Below are 20,062 nucleotides of genomic sequence, written 5' to 3'. Positions count from 1 at the left end.
TAATTAATGAAATATAATAATTAACTTAATTTCTTTGCGTTTTTCACTTTCTGATTGATAATAGCAATATCTATTACTTCACTCATCTTGTCTACATAATGAAAAGTTAGCCCTTTTAAATAATTTGGATTAATTTCATCAATATCACTTTTGTTTTCCTTACAAAGAATAATCTCCTTTATATTGGCTCTCTTAGCAGCTAGAATTTTTTCTTTAATTCCACCAACAGGTAGTACTTTTCCTCTTAGAGTAATTTCACCCGTCATAGCTAAACCTTTTTTTACTTTTTTCTGAGTAAAAGTAGAAACCATAGATGTCAACATAGCAATACCCGCACTTGGGCCATCTTTTGGAGTTGCACCAGATGGCACGTGTATATGAATATTATTAGTGGTTAATACTTCAGGAGCAATAGAAAGTGATTCTGCATTAGAGCGAATATACTCTAAAGCAATTGTTACCGATTCCTTCATTACGGTGCCTAAATTACCTGTCATGCTCATTGTTCCCTTTCCTTTTGAAGTAGATGACTCAATAAATAATATATCTCCACCCACAGAAGTCCAAGCTAAACCTGTTACTACTCCTGCGACATCGTTGTTTTCATACTTATCTCTTTCTAAACGAGGAGATTTAAGAACATTAATAATATCTTCTGTTCTTACTTTAACATTATACTCCTCCTCCATTGCAATAGACTTAGCAGCATTACGAACCATTTGAGCAATTTTCTTTTCTAAACCTCTCACACCTGATTCTCTCGTATAACCAACAACTATTTTTTCTAAATGCTTTTTATCAATTTGTAAATTAGTTGGTTTTAATCCGTGTTCTTTTAATTGCTTTGGCAATAAGTGTTTTTTAGCAATTTCTACTTTCTCTTCAATTGTATACCCAGACATGTTAATAATCTCCATTCTATCGCGTAAAGCAGGTTGAATTGTTGACAAGCTATTTGATGTTGCAATAAACATTACTTTAGATAAATCATAACCCATTTCAAGAAAATTGTCATGAAACTCTGAATTTTGCTCTGGATCTAAAACTTCTAACAAAGCAGAAGAAGGATCACCATTATGACTAGAAGATAATTTGTCTATTTCGTCTAAAACAAAAACAGGATTGGAAGTTTTTGCTTTCTTAATAGATTGAATTATTCTTCCCGGCATAGCGCCAATGTATGTTTTTCTATGCCCTCTTATTTCGGCTTCATCTCTTAAACCTCCTAATGAAATTCTAACATATTCTCTACCTAATGCCTCTGCTACTGATCTACCAATTGAAGTCTTCCCAACCCCTGGAGGACCATATAAACAAATAATAGGCGATTTCATATCGTTACGGAGTTTAAGCACCGCTAAATGCTCAATAATTCGTTTTTTAACATCATCTAAACCATGATGATCTCTGTCTAATATCTTTTGTGCCCGTTTTAAATCAAAATTATCTTTAGTAAATTCATTCCATGGCAATTCTAAAAATAATTCTAAATAATTACGTTGTATTCCAAAATCAGGAGAGTTAGGGTTTGTTCGTTGTAGTTTAGAGAGCTCTTTATCAAAATGAGTTCCCGTCTTTTCATCCCATTTTTTAAATTTTGCTTTCTCACGCATTTCCTCAATTTCAGCATCATGAGAAACACCACCTAATTCTTCTTGAATAGTTTTCATTTGTTGCTGCAAGAAATATTCACGTTGCTGTTGGTCTAAATCAAAACGAACTTTAGACTGGATATCGTTTTTAAGCTCTAGTTTCTGTAATTCCAAATTCATGAAACGCAAAGTTTCCATTGCTCTTTCTTTTAAATTATGAATTGACAGAAGGTTTTGCTTTTCAATAACAGAAAGGTTCATGTTTGAAGAAACAAAATTTATTAAAAATGGATTAGATTCTATATTTTTAATTGCAAATGTAGCCTCCGATGGAATATTTGGACTTTCTTTAATTATTTCAATGGCCAATTCTTTGATAGAATCAACAATAGAATTAAATTCAATATCATTATTTTCAGGTCTGTCTTCAGCAACTTCTTTAATAGTTGCCTTCATATAAGGTTCTTCTTGAGTAAAAGTATCAATTTCAAACCTTTTTTTACCTTGAAGTATAACGGTTGTGTTTCCATCTGGCATTTTAAGAACACGGATAATACGAGCTACCGTACCAATTTTATAAACGTCATTTGGAGTAGGCTCTTCAATATTTTCATCAATTTGTGCAACTACACCAATTACCTTTCCACTTGCATTAGCATCATTAATCAACTTAATTGATTTATCTCTTCCAGCAGTAATAGGAATTACAACACCAGGAAATAAAACCATATTTCGTAATGAAAGTATAGGTAAATCCGATGGTAATTCTTCTTTATTCATTTCCTCTTCATCTTCAGGAGTTAAAAGAGGAATTAATTCGGCATCTGTGTTTATTTCTTGCAGTGACAAATTGTCAAACGTAATTATTTTTTGATTGGACATATCTATTTTAAGTCATTTTGTCATTAAACATTTTTAAAAAGAGAAAGCTTTAAAATATTTTATTTTTATAAACATCTGTTTATCAGTAAAAAAACACATTATAAAAACTATTTCTATACAATATAAGGTCAAGTTTTATGCCATAAAAAAATCCCAAGTAAACTTGGGATATATTATAAAAATTATGATTAAAAATTAATCAACTGTATTTTCAAATGATAAATTAGTAAAAACACCGTTTGTAATTTGTCTTGTACTTGAATCTGATGGATTATATCCAGTAAAACTAAAAGTACCCGAAACCTTGTTTCCTACAGTATCAAAATTAGTAATTGTTACCGTACCTATTGAAGTTTCTGTGATTTGATTGTATGATAAAAAAGTGCCATTTAAACCCATAGTTGCATCAAAATATTGAAGCAAATTTAAATCGCTAAGATTATAACTAGCTTCAAATGTTCCTAAAGAAGGATTAAGTAATTGTATAGAAACAGATTCTCCTAGTGTGTTAAGACCAACTATATTTAATTCGTTTCCGATTGAAGAAGTTGAATAACTAGCATTTATAGCTTCTGGTTCAGCAACAAAATTTACACCATTAACTTTTGCAGTAAAAATACCAACCGAAGTACCAGATCCTCCACCTGTAGAAATATCGATAGCACTATCTAAAGGTTCTACATCACAAGAAGTGAATGAAAATATTACGATAAGTACTGAAAAAAATGCCTTTAAAGTTTTCATAAAAAAGTTATTAGATTTCAAATATATAAATTATTTATATTTTATTAATTGTTTTTTGAACATTGATTAATAAAATAACCCCAACTATAAAAAACAATGCTAAAAATACAATGGCATTTCTCATTGATCCTGATATTTGATCGATACTTGCAAAAATTCCCATTCCAATAACAATTCCTATTTTTTCAGCAACATCGTAAAAACTGAAAAATGAAGTAGAATCGTTTGTTTCAGGTAATAATTTTGAATACGTTGACCTCGATAAAGATTGAATACCACCCATTACTAAACCAACAAAACTAGCTGTTATATAAAAATGAATGGGAAGTGTTACGAAATAAGCACAAACACATATTACAACCCATATAGAATTAATTATGATTAAGGTTTTAATATTTCCTATTTTCTCAGAAAGTAATGAAGTTAGCAATGCTCCGAAAACTGCAACAATTTGTATAACTAAAATACTAATTATCAATCCTGATGTTCTCTGACTATCAGATTGCCATAATATTTCTTGTTCTCCAAAATAAGTTGCAACTAACATTACAGTTTGAACAGCCATTGAATACACAAAAAAACTTTTTAAGTATTTTTTTAAGACTATATTTTCAGATAATTGTATCCCTACTTTTTTAAGTTCTTTAAAACCACTGAACAAAATATTTTTAGATAACTTGTTATTAGATTTAATTGAAGGTAAATAGTAAAAAGTATATTGACTAAATAGAAGCCACCAAATACCTGTTAGAACAAAAGAAATACGCATTGCAAAAATTGCCTCTTCTCCTTCCTTTCCTAAAATAAGAAACAAACAAATACCTAATAATAAAACACTCCCTACATAACCCATAGAAAATCCCTTTGCACTTAATCGGTCTTGTTGTTCAACATAAGCTATATCGGGTAAATAGGAATTATAAAACACTAAAGAACCCCAAAATCCAATCAAACCAAAGAAAAAACAAAAAATTCCGAATGTTAAATTCTCAAGCGTAAAAAAAGCAAGTCCAATACATGAAAAAGATCCTAAAACACAAAAAAACTGCATGAACCTCTTCTTGTTTCCTACATAATCAGCAATTCCTGATAATATTGGAGATAAAAATGCAACTATTAAAAACGCAACAGCTGTAACAAAACTAATTAATGCAGTGTTTTTAAATTCTATCCCTAAAAACTGAACTGTAGAGATACCTTTTACTTTGAATAAAGTGCCATAATAAATAGGGAAAATTGATGAAGAAATTACTAAAGAATATACTGAATTTGCCCAGTCGTAAAATGCCCATGCATTTCCTAATTTTTTACTTCCTTTTTCTAAATTCATAATTAGTGGTTAAATTAAAAGTCCCGCAAAAGCGGGACTCAAATATACTATATTAATCTAAAAACTATTTGAATGTAACTCCAAATTTTGCTGCTTCAGCTTTCGCTTGAGGAATCAAAGCAGTTAATTCATTAATTCTTGTTTGATTACTTGGATGTGTACTTAAAATTTCTGGTGGAGCTTGTCCACTAGAAAGCGCTGACATTCTTTCCCATACTTTTACAGCATTAATTGGATCATAACCCGCAATTGCCATTAATGTTAGTCCAATTTTATCAGCTTCACTTTCATGGCTTCTACTAAAAGGTAACATTCCTCCTACTTGAGAGCCAACACCATAGGCTTGCATAATTAAAGCTTGTGTTTGAGGGTCTTTATTGCCGACAGCAACTTGAGTTCCAACTGCTCCTAATTGTTGTAATAAACCAGCACTCATTCTTTGTTGACCATGATTGGCCAATGCATGAGCAACCTCATGCCCCATTACAGCAGCAATACCTCCATCGTCTTTACAAACTGGTAAAATTCCTGTGTAGAAAACAATTTTTCCACCTGGCATACACCATGCATTTAATTCTTTGCTGTCTACTAAATTATATTCCCATGCATAACCTTCTAAATAATCAGAATGTCCGTTTGCATTTAACCATCTTTCAGAAGCTGTCTTAATTTTCATACCAATAAGTTCTATTTTTTTAGCTTCAGCAGTTCCTTTTAAAACCTTATTTTCAGATAAAAACTGTCCATATTGTTGAAAAGCAGATGGGAAAATTTGACTATTTGGCACAAGAGCCATAGTACTCTTTCCTGTAAACGGGTTTTTAGCACATGAAAAAACAAGAGCTAAAATAATTCCCATTAAAAATTTTAATTTCAAATTCATAATTTCAATATTTTAAACAAAGTTAATTATAATTTCAATCTCTTTCAAAAATGGGGCCAATATAAATTTAAGATAAGTTTAATAATGTAAAGTTATACATTTAATAAATTTGCAAAAAAAAAAGAATGTCAAAAAGACAAAAAAATATCTCAAGCGATTCAATACCTAAAATAGTTTTATTTATTGCTGAAATTTTGCAAAAGATGTCTACTTCATTGACCGTAAAATTTGCAAAAAAACTATTTTCAACGCCGATAAAATATAAAATTCCAAAAAGAGAGTTGGAAATGGATGCAAATTCTAAACAAGAATTTGTTTTTATTCCTGAGATTTCAAAAAGAATAATGGTTTATGAATATGGAATTGGTAGTAAAAAAGCATTACTAGTTCACGGATGGTCTGGTAGAGGAACTCAATTAGTAAAAATTGCAGACCAATTAACTGCTATGGGTTACACGACTATTAGTTTCGATGCTCCAGCTCATGGTAAATCTCCTGGTTCTACAACTCTAATGGTAGAATTTATTGCAAGTATATTAGAATTAGAAAAAAAGTATGGAAAATTTGATATAGCTGTTGGTCATTCTCTTGGCGGAATGTCTGTTCTAAATTCAATTAAAAAGGGATTAAAATTAGACAAAGCTGTAATTGTAGGTAGTGGAGATAGCATCAATGATATTCTACAGGATTTCGTAAAGAAAATGAATTTAAAACCTAATATTGCTGATTTAATGAGAAGCTCATTTGAAAAAACTTATCAAGAATCAATGGAAAATTATTCTGGAAGTAATGCAGCAAAAGAAGTAAATATACCAATTCTGGTAATTCACGATGAAAATGATGAAGATGTACCTTACACAGCTTCAGTAAATATTCACAAAACCCTTAAAAACAGTGAACTACTTCTTACAAAATCTCTTGGTCATAGAAAAATATTAGGGAATGAAGATGTAATTCTGAAAATTAAAAACTTCATCGTCAATTAAAACCACTTTTTCTTTTTAAAGTATAGAAGCATTGTTAAAACTATAAATAACATTAAGCCTAAAACAATGAAATAACCGTTTTTAGCATGAAGCTCTGGCATTCTTTCAAAGTTCATTCCATAAATTCCAGCAATAAATGTGATAGGCATAAATACAGCAGAAACAATAGTCAGTGTTTTCATTACTTCATTCATTTTATGACTTTGGGTAGTGTAGAAAAAATTACTTGCACTATCTAAAGTGTGTAAATCATAATCAACTTGATCTAGTAATTCTATTGTTTTTTGATGTAAGCGTCCAAAAAAGACAAAATTAGCTGGCTCTATGCTGTTAAACTCATCATCTTCATTAATTGTTTTAATTGTAAATAATGCATCACGCAATGGAACAATCGCTCTTTTAAGAAAATGAAATACTTCTCTATTTTTTTCAATTTCTTCCATTATAGAGGGATTAGAAGTTGTTTTTGATATTGCAACTAACTTTTCTATTTCAATTTCTTTATTATCAATAGTTATGTAGAAATTTTCAATAATTGCATCAAGCATTAAATACAAAAGATAATCTGATTTCTTCTTACGAACCAAGCCAGAATTTGTTCTTAAACGTTCTCGTATATGTGTGAAAAAATCACCTCTTTTTTCCTGAAAAGAAACAATTAATCCTTCTTGTAAAACAAAACTAATTTGCTCTATAGAAATATTCGCTTTGTCTTCAGTAGGAAGTATTGATTTAATACTAAAAAAAAGAGTATCATCAAGCTCCTCTAACCTTGTTCCCCTTGAAATATTTAAAACATCAGAAACAATAATATTATTTATATTTAGTCTTTCTGATAGAGTTTTAATTAATTCAACATTTTTAAGTCCATGAATATTAATCCAATTATTACTTGTTTTAGATATATTCTCCAAAATTTCATCAATAGTAATCTCCTGAAATTCTTCAACTTCATTTTCAGTATACACAAACAATTGCATTTCTGTATCTTTGTCCGTATATATACCCGTATATTCTAATGGAGTGGGCTGAACCCTTCTACCTTTTTTATATTTTAATCGTCTCAAATCTGTAAAATTTACTATAAAGATAGGAGTTTTTAAAAATGGAACTTATTTTTACCAAAATTATTTAAGAAAATGAAAACATTATTTATCAACATAAAAGAATTACTTCAGGTAAGGGAAGAATATATTGAAAAAGTTTCAGGAAAGGAAATGGCAACATTACCAATCATTAAAGACGCTTTTTTATTGGTTGAGAATGATATTATAATTGATTTTGGACCAATGATTACTTGTCCAAAAATTGAAAACGCTTCAATTATAGACGCTACTGGAAAAGTTATTTTACCAACTTGGGTAGACAGTCATACGCATATTGTTTACGCAGGAAATAGAATTCAAGAATTTGTTGATCGAATTAACGGACTAACTTATGAAGAAATATTCAATAGAGGTGGCGGAATATTAAATTCGGCTAAGAAGTTAAATGGAACTTCTGAAGATGAAATTTACGAGCAATCTAAAATTCGTTTAGAAGAAGTTATGCAACAAGGTACAGGTGCTGTTGAAATAAAATCGGGTTATGGATTAACTATTGAAGGTGAATTAAAAATGTTACGCGTTATAAAACGTTTAAGAGAAAGCTTTGCATTTCCTATAAAAGCTACTTTTCTTGGAGCTCATGCATTTCCAACAGAATATAAAGATAATCATGCTGCATATATTGATTTAATAATTAATGAAATGCTACCAAAAATAGCAGATGAGAACCTTGCAGATTATATAGATGCCTTTTTAGAAACAGGATATTTTTCTGTTGATGAAACTGTAAAAATAATGGAAGCTGGAAAGAAATATGGATTAATACCAAAAATTCACGTAAACCAATTTACAGCTATTGAAGGAATAAAAGCTTGTGTTGAAAATGGAGCTTTAAGTGTAGACCATTTAGAAATTGTTACCGATGAAGATATTGAAGTTTTAAAAAACAGCAATACCATGCCAGTTGCTTTACCAAGTTGTTCTTATTTTATTAGCATTCCTTATACTCCAGCAAGAAAAATGATGAATGCAGGTTTACCAATTGCTTTAGCTACCGATTATAATCCTGGCACTACTCCATCAGGAAATATGAATTTTGTAGTAGCTACTGCTTGTATTAAAATGAAAATGACTCCTGAAGAAGCCATAAACGCAGCAACAATTAATGGTGCATACGCAATGGGAATTTCAAACACTCATGGAAGTATTACTAAAGGAAAAAAAGCAAATATTATTTTAACTAAACCTATTACAACCTATTATCAACTACCTTATGAATTTGGTAGTAATTTAATCGATAAAGTAATGATAAACGGAGAATTTATTTCATAAAAAAAGAGCGACAAATGTCGCTCTTTTTTTATTCATTTATTGATATATTATCTTAAAGAAAAACTTGTTTTAGAAACCATTTCTCCTTTAGCATTAAAAACATTTACAAAATAAGAACCTGGTTGAAAATCTTTTCCAGTAACTTCTTGTTTTACTTGAACTGTTTTATTTTCGTACTTAACTTTAGTTATAAAAGTATAAGTTAAAGTCAAATCATCGCTCATTGCAATTGTTTCCTTATCACCTAAAATATTGTTTTTAGCATCAATAACTTGAACATAGTACGTTCTATCTCCAGATTTTGCAATTTGATTTTCTGCAATTAAAAAACTAATTTTTAATTTATCTGCTCTACTCGCTTTATCTGTTTCAATTTGTTTTCCAGAACTTCTTTCTTTAACAGCTAAAACATTTAAGTTTAAAACAGAAAGTTTAGAACCTTTTTCAACTGTTTTAGATAAGTTATCATTTTGATAAACTAAAGTATCGTTAAACTTTTTAGCATCAGATAAAACAACATTAGTACTATCTAAACTTGAAGTTAAAGCAACATTTTGCTCTTTAAGCAATTTGTTTTCAGCTACTAAATTATCCATTTCTCTTTTTAAACGGAAATATTCATTCTTGTATTTAGCCATAGCTGCTGCATCACCTTTAGATTTTTCTAAGGCAACTAAAAGCTTTTCCATTTCCTCTTTTTGTGCTTCAAAATCAGCTTTCAAAGCATTATCATCAGCGATCAAAACATCGTATTCAGCAATTTTTGCTTTTAAATCAGATGCTAAAGTTTCTTTCTCAGAAGTTAAATTAGTTACTGTTTCTTTATTATCAGATGACATTTTATAGATGTATGCTCCACTTCCTAATAATAATAATCCTAAAACCACTACTGCTGCTTTTAATCCTGAATTGTTTTGCTTGTTTTCCATTTAAAAATATAGATATTTGGTTAAATTGATAACAAAAATACAATAAAAAACTATTTTTCCCATTTTCAAGTAAAGTTATTTTAAAATAGTATTTTTGATTGCAATTTTTTAAAAATGGAAAATATAAAATTACTGTCTTCAAAAGAGCTTGCGAAAATTACGCAACATAGAAGTGGAGAAATAAAATTTGGTGAAAAAGTTCAACTAATACCACCAGATGTTGATGCTTTTAATTTTATTAAAGAATCTACGGCACGTTTTGTTTTAGTTGGTATTCCAGAAGATATTGGTGTAAGGGCTAATAAAGGAAGAGCAGGTACTTCTTCCGCATTTGAATCAACATTAAAAAGTTTAGTAAATATACAACATAACAAATTTTGTAAAGGAAGTAACTTAATAATTCTTGGTAAGATTGATGTTGAAAAGGAAATGATACTTGCTCAAAATTTAGATGCAAAAATTAAAGAAGAGCGCAAACAATTATTTAGTTTAGTTGAAACAATTGACAAAGAAGTATCTCATGTAATTCATCAAATTATCAAAGCGGGTAAAAAGCCCATAATAATAGGTGGCGGACACAATAATGCATATGGAAACATCAAGGGATTAGCTCTTGCAAAAGGCAAACCTGTAAATGCAGTAAATTTTGACCCTCATACCGATTTTAGAATTTTGGAAGGAAGACATTCTGGAAACGGATTTAGTTATGCTTATGAAGAAGGTTTTTTAAAAAAATATTTCGTTTTTGGTTTGCATGAAAGTTATATTTCTAAAGGAGTTCAGCATACAATTAAAGAAATTACTTCAAGGGTAAAATTTGCAACCTATGAAGAAATTGAAATTCGTAAAGAAAAAACATATGAAAACCAATTAGATGAAGCTTTACAGTTTGTTAAAAATGATCCATTTGGAATTGAAATAGACTTAGATGCAATTCCTGGAATTCATACCAGCGCAATGACTTTAAGCGGATTTAGCGTGCAACAAGCACGACAGTTTATACATCATTTTGCAAATAATAAAAATGCATCATACATTCATATTTGTGAAGGTGCACCTACATTAGACGAAAGTAATAACAATCATTTAACAGGGAAACTGATTGCTTATATGATAACTGATTTTATGAAAAGTTAATATAAATCACTAACTTTCATTACATTACAAAAAATACAAAAATGACTTTTAAAGAATTACATTTAATAAACCCAATACAAGAAGCTTTAAACGATTTAGGTTATGCCGCTCCTACATCAATTCAGGAACAAGCCATACCAGAAGTACTTAAAGGTCAAGACTTAGTTGCTTGTGCGCAAACAGGTACCGGAAAAACGGGAGCTTTTGCTATTCCTATTATTAATTACATTCATAAAGTCGTTGGTTCTGCTAAAAAAGCTAAAAAAATTAGAACGTTAGTAGTAACACCAACAAGAGAGTTGGCTCATCAAATTTCAGATAGTTTTAATGATTATGGGAAATATACCAACATTAAATCAATGGTTATTTATGGTGGTGTTAATCAAAACCCACAAGTGGACCAATTAAAAAAGGGTATTGATGTACTAATTGCTACTCCTGGAAGATTATTAGATTTACACAAGCAAGGCTTTGTAGACTTAAACCATTTACATCATTTAGTTCTTGATGAAGCCGATCAAATGCTTGATATGGGTTTTATAAACGATGTGAAGAAAATAATTAAATTAACTCCCGAAAACAGACAAACACTTATGTTTTCTGCAACAATGCCAATTGCAGTAAGAGAACTTGCAGACGCATTTTTAACAAGACCAAAATATATTATAGCAAATCCTGTTTCTAGTACAGCTGATAATGTAACTCAAAAAGTTTATTTTGTTGAAAAAGGAGATAAACGAAAATTATTATACCACATCATAAGAAATGATGGAATTAAAAATGCCCTTGTATTTACTAGAACAAAACATGGAGCTGATAATGTTGTAAAAGCGTTAACAAAACAAGGAGTTACTTGTGCTGCTATTCATGGGGATAAATCTCAAACTTCGAGACAAGGTGTTTTAGAGGAATTTAAAAATCAAGAAATTTCTATATTAGTAGCTACTGATATTGCAGCAAGAGGAATTGATATTGACAATTTGCCTTATGTAATCAATTTTGATTTACCGAATATTTCTGAAACCTATGTACATAGAATTGGAAGAACTGGTAGAGCAGGAAATTTTGGAATTGCACTTTCTTTTTGCGGAAAAGACGAAAGAGTATATTTAACAGAAATAGAACGACTAATTAGAATGAAGGTTAAGGAAGTTAAAGATCATCCCTATCCTTGGAATAATGAACCATCTAAAGAAGACGCTAAACCTGATTTAAGAAACAAAAAGAAAAAGGATAATTCTAGAAAATCTGCCGCTTCAAAAAAGAATAAAAAGCGTTGGTATTAGTTAGATTTTAAAAAATCAAAAACTCAATGAAAAATATACTAATTTATTTTTTAATTATTAGTAATCCAATAATTGCACAAAAAGAACTTAATTTTCGAAATCAGGGTGAGGTTGAAAATCATCAATCTATAAAGTTTTTTGACTCAGCTTATGTGAAAAATACAATTCCGCGATACAAAAACTCAATTGAAGTATTGAATAACAACAATTTTAAATTTAATGACAAAGTTTTAACTATTTGGAATACAAATTTAAATTTATATGGGATTTTTAGTGAAGGGATTTTATATCCTCAACTTTTTGTTGGGACGGAAAAAACTATTCCAAAGAAAACTAAAGAAGAAATACTTAGTATGTCCGATATAGAAAGGATTAATTACAGAATGAACCAAAACAACTCTGTTAAAATATCAGACTTAGAAGAGTTAAAATTTTTATCGAAATCACATAAAATAAAAAGATTTAGGTTTTGGTATTATGTACCAGGATTTAATAATCCTCAAGTCTATTTTATTGAATTAATAAACAAAAAAGCAACACGAAAAATGAAAATTGATGATTTTATAAAAGGGTCAGAATTGACATTTATTAAAGGTGCTTGGTTAATTATTTAAACTTTTATAAGACTTCATTAAATGGATTATTTCATTATCTGCATTGTTTCATTATTAGCATCAGGATTAACCTTATTTTCAGGTTTTGGGCTTGGAACTATTTTACTTCCTGTATTTGCTTTATTTTTTCCTGTAGAAATTGCAATTACATTAACTGCAATTGTACATTTTTTCAATAATTTATTCAAGTTGGTCATATTAGGAAAACATGCTAATAAAAAAGTTGTACTTGCTTTTGGAATTCCTGCTATTCTTTTTGCTTTTTTTGGAGCTTATACTTTAAAACATTTAACGGGCCTTGCTCCTCTTTACGATTACACTTTATATAATAAACAATTTTATATTGAACCTTTAAAAGTAGTTATTGGTTTATTACTAATTTTCTTCGCCTTATTAGATATTATCCCAAAATTAAAAAATTTAGAATTCAATAGTAAATATTTACCATTTGGAGGTGTTTTAAGCGGTTATTTTGGTGGTCTTTCTGGGCATCAAGGTGCTTTGAGAAGTGCATTCTTAATTAGAACTAATCTTTCAAAAGAAGCTTTTATAGCAACTGGAGTTGTAATTGCATGTATGATTGACATATCAAGGATAAGTGTTTATGCAGAATCTATAATTGAACAAAAAGACTTATTAAATTACTCACTTGTTATAGCTGCTACAATTGCTGCTTTTTTTGGAGCTTTTTTTGGAAATAAACTAGTAAAAAAAGTTACTATTGAGTATTTACAAAAACTAGTAGCTTTTTTATTAATTATATTTTCTATTTTTTTTATTCTTGGAATAATCTAAAGAGATTTATCATTTATTTGTTTATAAATCATTTGAAACAATTTAGCCGGTTCAAATGGCTTTACAATTACGTCATTTATTTCTGCATCCATCATTTTCTCTTCAATTTCTTGGCGATCAAATGCCGTTACAGCTATAATAGGAATTTTAATTCCATTACTCCTAATGATTTTAGATGTTTCAAAACCGTTAATAAGTGGCATATTAATATCCATTAAAACTGCATCAAACTCCTCGTGTTTTAAAATCTCTATGGCTTTAAAACCATTTTCAACTATTTCACAAATAAATTTATGATTTTCTAGTAAACGCTTAGTTACAACTTGATTTATTTTATTGTCTTCAACAATTAGAATTTTATAATTTGAATATTCAGACAGATCCACCTCAGTAGAATTTATAATCTCTTTAGATTTATCAGTTCCTGTTTGAAAAGGTAAATTGACAAAAAAAGTCGTTCCAACTCCTTCTTCACTTTCGAGTCGTATAGAACCTTTAAATAATTCAACAAGTTTTTTAACTATAGTTAAACCTAATCCGGTTCCTTGGTAATCATCCTCTTTTCTTTCTATTTGAACAAATTTATCAAATACTACATCTTGATATTTTACTGGAATACCAATTCCGTTATCAATAACTTTTATAACTAAGTTAATATGATTGCCGTTAATATTTTCAGCACAAGCTAAAACCTTGATTGTTCCGTTATTTGTAAATTTTAATGAATTACTAATTAAATTGATAAGTATTTGAGAAAGTCTTATTTTATCGCCATATAAAAACTCAGGGATATTTTTATCAATCTCATAACTCATTTCATTTTTATTTGTAGTAGCAATTATTTTTAATGAATCGATAATTGTTTCTATTTCATCTTCCAAATTAAACAAGACATTTTCTAAAACAATTTTTTGCTCTTCTATTTTGTAAACTTTCAAAATATCATTTACTAGAGCTAATAAATATTTAGCGGAAAATTTAAGTGATTTTAAATGTTGGCTTCCTCTTAATTCTTTATGTTCTTCTTCTATAATGTCCGTCATTCCAATTACTCCATATAATGGCGTTCTAAGTTCATGACTTATATTTGAAATAAATTGAGTTTTAATATTTGAAGCTTCTTCTGCTTTTTCTTTAGCAATTAAAAGTTCTTCATTTGCAATTTTTAATTTTAAATTTGATCTTACTTTATCTTTATTATTTCGAATTAAAGAAAAAAGTAATAAAAATAGAATTGTAAAGATTATAAAAAATAGAATAATAATAATTTTAGTTGTGAATAGCTTTTCATCTTGAATAACTTTTTCAGCTTCAATTTGTTCTATTTTTCTTTTAACTTCATCCTTTTCAATTTTATGTCCTTCAACAGTTACTTCCTTAGTTCTCTGTTCATTATATATAATATCTTGGAGAGAATCATGCTTTTTTAAATAATCATAAGCTTTTACAAAATCTTTCTTCTTAAAGTAAAAGTCGGAAATATCTTTAAATGTATTTGAAACATGTGTGTTTATAAATTCTACATCATTTTGAGAGCAATACTCTAACGATTTTAGATAATAAGACTCTGCTTTATCATCCTGATTTAACTGTTTATAATAATCTGCATATAAAGAATTTAAAGTTATTTTAGCCTCAACATCTCCTTTTGTATCAACATATTTTTTGACTTCATTTAAGTAAACAATTCCATTTTGATAATCGCCCATAGAAAAATAAGCTGTTACCATGTTTAATTTATTAAAAGTAATTTCATACTCGTCATTAAATTTAACAGAGTAATTAAGTCCTAATTTATAATATTTAATACTTTCTTTGAAATCAATTTTACTATAGCTGTATAAATTGGCTATATTATTTGTTAACCAACACTTTATAGTGTCATTTGAAGTTTTATTAGCATATTCTAATCCTTTTTTATAATAATCGATTGCTTTTTTTTCATCTGCAAAATCTGCAAAGTTTAAACCAATAAGATTATATGATTTTGCAGCCAATTCATATTCTTGAAGTTTAATAGAATACTCTAAAGCTTTATTGGCATATTGTAACGACATATCACTTTCTAGATTTAGAAAGTATTTACCTGACTTTGACACCCATTCTTTTATGTCCTTTTTTGTAAATTCCTTTTCTTGAGAAAATACATTTCCTGAAATAAATAAGGTTAAAATAAGTATTACTAATGCTCTAGACTTTGTCATTATTATATATCTAATCAGATATTTATTTGGTGTTTAAAAATAAAAAAAAACCTGATTTTATCAGGTTTTTTTGTGAAATTAATTTCTAATCAATTTTTTATATTTAATTCTTGTTGGAGTCACCTCTTTACCTAAACGTTTTTTCTTATTTTCCTCGTAATCAGAGAAACTTCCCTCAAAACAGTATACTTGAGAATCTCCTTCGAAGGCTAAAATATGAGTACAAACTCTATCTAAAAACCATCTATCATGTGAAATAATTACCGCACAACCTGCAAAATTTTCAAGACCTTCTTCTAGAGCTCTTAACGTATTAATATCTAAGTCATTTGTTGGCTCATCTAATAAAAGTACATTTCCTTCTTCTTTTAAAGTCATTGCCAAATGAAGCCTGTTACGTTCACCTCCAGATAAAGTAGACACTTTTTTATTTTGATCACTTCCACCAAAGTTAAATCGAGATAAATAAGCTCTAGAGTTAACTTGTCTTCCACCCATTAACATTAATTCTTGACCGTCACAGAAATTTTCATAAATTGATTTTTCTGGATTAATGTCAGAATGTGATTGATCTACATAAGCAATTTTAACCGTCTCTCCTATTGAGAATGTTCCACCGTCTGGTTGTTGTTCACCCATTATCATTTTAAATATTGTTGATTTACCAGCACCATTAGGTCCAATAATTCCAACTATACCTGCTTGTGGTAATGTAAAATTTAAATCGTCATATAATAATTTATCCCCAAATGCCTTTGCTACGTTCTTAGCTTCAATAACATTTGTACCTAAACGAGGTCCATTCGGAATATAGATTTCTAATTTTTCATCTAACGCCTTTTGATCTTCATTTAAAAGTTTGTCATAATTCTGTAAACGAGCTTTTTGTTTAGTTTGACGTCCTTTAGCTCCTTGACGAACCCAGTCTAACTCACGCTCTAGCGTTTTTCTATGTTTAGAAGCAGATTTCTCTTCTTGCTCCATACGTTTGGATTTTTGGTCTAACCAAGAAGAATAATTTCCTTTCCAAGGAATTCCTTGACCTCTATCTAATTCTAAAATCCAACCTGCTACATTATCTAAGAAATATCTATCATGAGTTACAGCAATAACTGTTCCTGAATATTGTTGTAAATGTTGTTCTAACCAAAGAACAGATTCTGCGTCTAAGTGATTGGTAGGCTCATCTAATAATAAAACATCTGGCTGTTGTAATAATAAACGACATAAAGCAACTCTGCGCTTTTCACCACCAGAAAGTACATTTATTGGAGTATCTGCTTCTGGAGTTCTTAAAGCATCCATAGCAACTTCTAATTTATTGTCAATCTCCCAAGCGCCTGCTGCATCAATCTTGTCTTGAAGCTCAGCCTGACGGTCCATAAGTTTTTGCATTTTATCAGCATCTTCGTAAACTTCTGGCAATCCAAAACTGTCGTTAATTTTATTGAATTCGTCTAATAATGCATATATTTCGGCAGCACCTTCTTTTACAATATCAATTACTGTTTTTGTTTCATCTAATTGAGGTTCTTGTTCTAAATAACCAACTGTGTAATTTGGTGCAAAAACAACATCTCCTTGATAGTTTTTATCTAAACCAGCAATTATTTTTAATAATGATGACTTTCCAGAACCGTTTAAACCTAAAATTCCGATTTTAGCTCCATAGAAGAAACTTAAATAGATATCTTTTAAAACTTGCTTATTAGTACTAGAGTATATCTTATTAACCCTAGACATTGAAAATATTACTTTTTTATCGTCTGACATATTGTTGTTTTAAATTGTGTTTTTTATTATGAGATATAATAGTTAAAAATATTGATCTACATTCTTCCTTTTAAGGCATTAAAAACCCATGCATTAGCAAAAAAACCAATACCGACAGCTCCAAAACCCCAACCTGCAACATCGTCATATCTATAAATGCCTAGACCTATGATAATTATTCCCATCAATATCATAATAAACGTTGCCCATGCTAAAACTGTGTTTTTATTCATTCCCATATTATTGTTATTTAAATTTTAAGGACTACAAATATATGACTTTTGGAATTTATGATTTAAAAAAAAAGCGGATTAAATGTATTTATAAATGGTTTTCTTCATTAAATCTACATCAACAGGCTTGGTAATTACTTCTTTAATATTTGTCTCATCAAATTTACTCTTATTTACATCTTTAGAAATTGCAGTCAAAGCAATTATGGGTATATTAGGCTTAATTTTAGTAATTTCTTTAGATGATTCAAAACCGTCCATCACAGGCATCATTATATCCATTAATATCAATGAATAATCATTAGCTTTCACTTTATTTAAAGCAATTAATCCATCATCGGCAACATCACAACTAAAACCTAACTTAGAAAGAATTTTTTTTGTGATAATTTGATTTACCTTATTATCTTCAACTAAAAGAATATGCATTCTACTATCTTGATTAATTTCAGAAAGTGAAAATGTATTATTCGTTTCTTCAAATAGTTTAAAATTTAAAACAAAACTTAATTCATTTCCAATTGGTTTACTATTATCAAAAACAAGTTTACTTTCGTAAAGATTCATATTTCTCTTAATGATTACTATTCCTAATTCATGCTTTTCTTTATCGATAGTATCTGTTTGAAAAACTGAATCTGAATAAAAATAATTTTGAATTTCTTGTGGAATTTTAATTCCTGAATCTTCTAATTTAAATTCAATAATACATGTATTTACTTCAACTCTTAAAAGACTAACATATAATTTAATGGTTCCGTTAAAAGTATATTTATTTGAATTCTCAATTAAATTTATAAGAATCTGAGCAAGTTTTAATGCATCAAAACTTAATCTTTTAGGTATATAACTGTCAATTTCACAGTCAAATGTATTATTATTCGTATTACTAAGCTTAAAAGTGCTTATTATATTTAAAATTAATCTTTTAAGGTTATAGTCTTTAATTACTAATTGATTTGGACTTACTCCTTCAATCAAATCATAATCAATAATATTATTAATTAACCCTAATAAATAATTAGAAGAAAACTCTAAATTATAAACATATTCTTTTTCATTTTGTTTTAAATTACTTTCTTTTAATAAATACGTAATGCCTTTTATTGTATTTAAAGGTGTTCTGAGTTCATGAGTGATAGTATCTAAAAATTTATTTTTAACACTTAACGCTTTTTTAATTTCTGCATTTTTTTCAATTAATTCGGCATTATTTTTTTCTAATATTTTATTGACTTTTGATCTAAAACGAGAAGTATTGTATAGATAAAAAACTAAAAATATTAAAATAGAAGTTATAATAGCACTTAATATTAAAATGAAATTTTTATAATTGCTATTAACTTTGTTTAATTGTATTTCACTTTTAATTCTATTGTTTTCAACTTCTTTTAATTGAAGACTATGTGTAAGTTTTAAAGTTTTTTTTATCTCATTAGTTCGTAGTAAAGACATCTTTTGATAAAAATCACTCGATAAATTATATGAAGAAGAAGCTTGTTTAAAATCCCCAATTCTATTAAACAGATCACCTTTTATTTTAAAATAGGAGGCCATTAATAAATATTGATCGGGTAAAAAATAAGAATCTTGTTCAACTCTTTTTAAATATTCAGAACACATTTTATAATCTTCTAATTCAAGATAACTTTCCGCTACAAATAAATTTAAATACCTTCTTCTTGATTCATTTTGATTTGTTTCTTCAATTAAATAAAGTGCAGTTTTTGAATAATCAATTACTTTTTGCCAATCTTTATATTCTTTATATACAAAGGATAAATTAAAATTTATGTCAATATTTTCTTCTTTTGAAGCGCTTTTACTTAATAACTCTTCTGCTTTTATAAATGCTTTATCTCTTTCTTTAAATTTTTCTTGTGTGTTTTTAATTACTCCCAATAACTCATAATTAAACCCAAGAGTTCTATCATCTGCATTATTTTTTAGTAATTCTATAGATTTATGTATGTAGCTTAGTGCGGTTTCATAATCGTAATTTTCAAAAAGGAATAATGATTTTTGTCGGTAAAAACTTAATATGAGTTTAATATTTTTTGATTTTTCAACTGCTTCTTCAAGTTGATCAATTAATTCTGCCCCTTTTTTATAAGACTTAAAATCACTTTTCTTTATAAAGTCTTTGGCGGTAATAAATTGTTGTTCAATAGAACTTTCAGTAACTGGCAAAATAACATTATTTTGTCCATAACCATTTAAACAAATAGCAATAATAAAAAACAATCTATATACGAATATTAACTTCATCTCTATGAGCTTGTTGCTTTAATTCTTA

16 protein-coding genes are annotated in these 20,062 nt (G+C 28.5%); 6 read left to right on the top strand and 10 right to left on the bottom strand.

Annotated elements, in window-relative coordinates:
* Positions 1-20 precede the first annotated feature (20 nt).
* The 4 genes from lon to ACQ65T_RS08275 all read right to left on the bottom strand — a co-directional run bounded on the left by lon (position 21) and on the right by ACQ65T_RS08275 (position 5,431).
* Positions 21-2,474, bottom strand: coding sequence for an endopeptidase La (lon, locus tag ACQ65T_RS08290; RefSeq protein WP_430400612.1), 2,454 nt, complete (start codon positions 2,472-2,474; stop codon positions 21-23).
* 195 nt (positions 2,475-2,669) lie between these two features.
* On the bottom strand, positions 2,670-3,218 hold the full coding sequence (locus ACQ65T_RS08285) for a DUF6252 family protein (RefSeq protein WP_430400611.1): 549 nt from the start codon (positions 3,216-3,218) through the stop codon (positions 2,670-2,672).
* 34 nt (positions 3,219-3,252) lie between these two features.
* Positions 3,253-4,551, bottom strand: a complete 1,299-nt coding sequence (locus tag ACQ65T_RS08280; RefSeq protein WP_430401346.1) for an MFS transporter — start codon at positions 4,549-4,551, stop codon at positions 3,253-3,255.
* Between the two features lie 61 nt (positions 4,552-4,612).
* Positions 4,613-5,431, bottom strand: a complete 819-nt coding sequence (locus tag ACQ65T_RS08275; protein WP_430400610.1) for a M48 family metallopeptidase — start codon at positions 5,429-5,431, stop codon at positions 4,613-4,615.
* A 125-nt stretch (positions 5,432-5,556) separates the two neighbouring features.
* Here ACQ65T_RS08275 and ACQ65T_RS08270 point away from each other — a divergent pair, with 125 nt between their 5' ends.
* A complete protein-coding gene (locus tag ACQ65T_RS08270; protein ID WP_430400609.1) occupies positions 5,557-6,417 on the top strand; it encodes an alpha/beta fold hydrolase in 861 nt (286 codons plus the stop codon).
* On the opposite strand, the gene corA is transcribed toward ACQ65T_RS08270, so the two are convergent.
* The gene (gene corA, locus ACQ65T_RS08265) at positions 6,414-7,484 is read right to left on the bottom strand and encodes a magnesium/cobalt transporter CorA (protein WP_430400608.1); all 1,071 of its coding nucleotides are present in this window, start codon (positions 7,482-7,484) and stop codon (positions 6,414-6,416) included. The two genes, ACQ65T_RS08270 and corA, sit on opposite strands and share 4 nt — an antisense overlap.
* A 72-nt stretch (positions 7,485-7,556) precedes the next feature.
* Between corA and hutI the strand changes: the two genes are divergently transcribed.
* Complete coding sequence (gene hutI / locus ACQ65T_RS08260; RefSeq protein ID WP_430400607.1) at positions 7,557-8,795, top strand: imidazolonepropionase; 1,239 nt, start codon at positions 7,557-7,559, stop codon at positions 8,793-8,795.
* 47 nt (positions 8,796-8,842) lie between these two features.
* Here hutI and ACQ65T_RS08255 read toward each other — a convergent pair whose 3' ends face one another.
* The gene (locus tag ACQ65T_RS08255) at positions 8,843-9,724 is read right to left on the bottom strand and encodes a hypothetical protein (RefSeq protein WP_430400606.1); all 882 of its coding nucleotides are present in this window, start codon (positions 9,722-9,724) and stop codon (positions 8,843-8,845) included.
* Positions 9,725-9,838: 114 nt separating this feature from the next.
* Between ACQ65T_RS08255 and ACQ65T_RS08250 the strand changes: the two genes are divergently transcribed.
* The 4 genes from ACQ65T_RS08250 to ACQ65T_RS08235 are packed head-to-tail and all read left to right on the top strand — an operon-like array spanning position 9,839 to position 13,556.
* On the top strand, positions 9,839-10,861 hold the full coding sequence (locus ACQ65T_RS08250) for a formimidoylglutamase (protein WP_430400605.1): 1,023 nt from the start codon (positions 9,839-9,841) through the stop codon (positions 10,859-10,861).
* 41 nt (positions 10,862-10,902) lie between these two features.
* Positions 10,903-12,147, top strand: coding sequence for a DEAD/DEAH box helicase (locus tag ACQ65T_RS08245; protein WP_430400604.1), 1,245 nt, complete (start codon positions 10,903-10,905; stop codon positions 12,145-12,147).
* A gap of 26 nt (positions 12,148-12,173) precedes the next feature.
* On the top strand, positions 12,174-12,761 hold the full coding sequence (locus tag ACQ65T_RS08240) for a hypothetical protein (RefSeq protein ID WP_430400603.1): 588 nt from the start codon (positions 12,174-12,176) through the stop codon (positions 12,759-12,761).
* 21 nt (positions 12,762-12,782) lie between these two features.
* A complete protein-coding gene (locus ACQ65T_RS08235; protein WP_430400602.1) occupies positions 12,783-13,556 on the top strand; it encodes a sulfite exporter TauE/SafE family protein in 774 nt (257 codons plus the stop codon).
* Here the strand turns inward: ACQ65T_RS08235 and ACQ65T_RS08230 are convergent.
* From ACQ65T_RS08230 to ACQ65T_RS08215, 4 genes are all read right to left on the bottom strand, one after another.
* The gene (locus ACQ65T_RS08230) at positions 13,553-15,760 is read right to left on the bottom strand and encodes an ATP-binding response regulator (RefSeq protein WP_430400601.1); all 2,208 of its coding nucleotides are present in this window, start codon (positions 15,758-15,760) and stop codon (positions 13,553-13,555) included. The two genes, ACQ65T_RS08235 and ACQ65T_RS08230, sit on opposite strands and share 4 nt — an antisense overlap.
* A gap of 78 nt (positions 15,761-15,838) precedes the next feature.
* Positions 15,839-17,533, bottom strand: coding sequence for an energy-dependent translational throttle protein EttA (gene ettA, locus ACQ65T_RS08225; RefSeq protein ID WP_430400600.1), 1,695 nt, complete (start codon positions 17,531-17,533; stop codon positions 15,839-15,841).
* A gap of 56 nt (positions 17,534-17,589) precedes the next feature.
* Complete coding sequence (locus ACQ65T_RS08220; protein ID WP_430400599.1) at positions 17,590-17,772, bottom strand: CAL67264 family membrane protein; 183 nt, start codon at positions 17,770-17,772, stop codon at positions 17,590-17,592.
* A gap of 72 nt (positions 17,773-17,844) precedes the next feature.
* On the bottom strand, positions 17,845-20,034 hold the full coding sequence (locus ACQ65T_RS08215) for a response regulator (protein WP_430400598.1): 2,190 nt from the start codon (positions 20,032-20,034) through the stop codon (positions 17,845-17,847).
* Positions 20,035-20,062: the final 28 nt, after the last annotated feature.

Origin of the sequence: Flavobacterium sp., from assembly GCF_965284515.1 — a bacterium.
GTDB lineage: Bacteria > Bacteroidota > Bacteroidia > Flavobacteriales > Flavobacteriaceae > Flavobacterium.
Note: the sequence above shows the minus strand (reverse complement) of the source record. Positions and strands in the feature narration are given on the sequence as shown.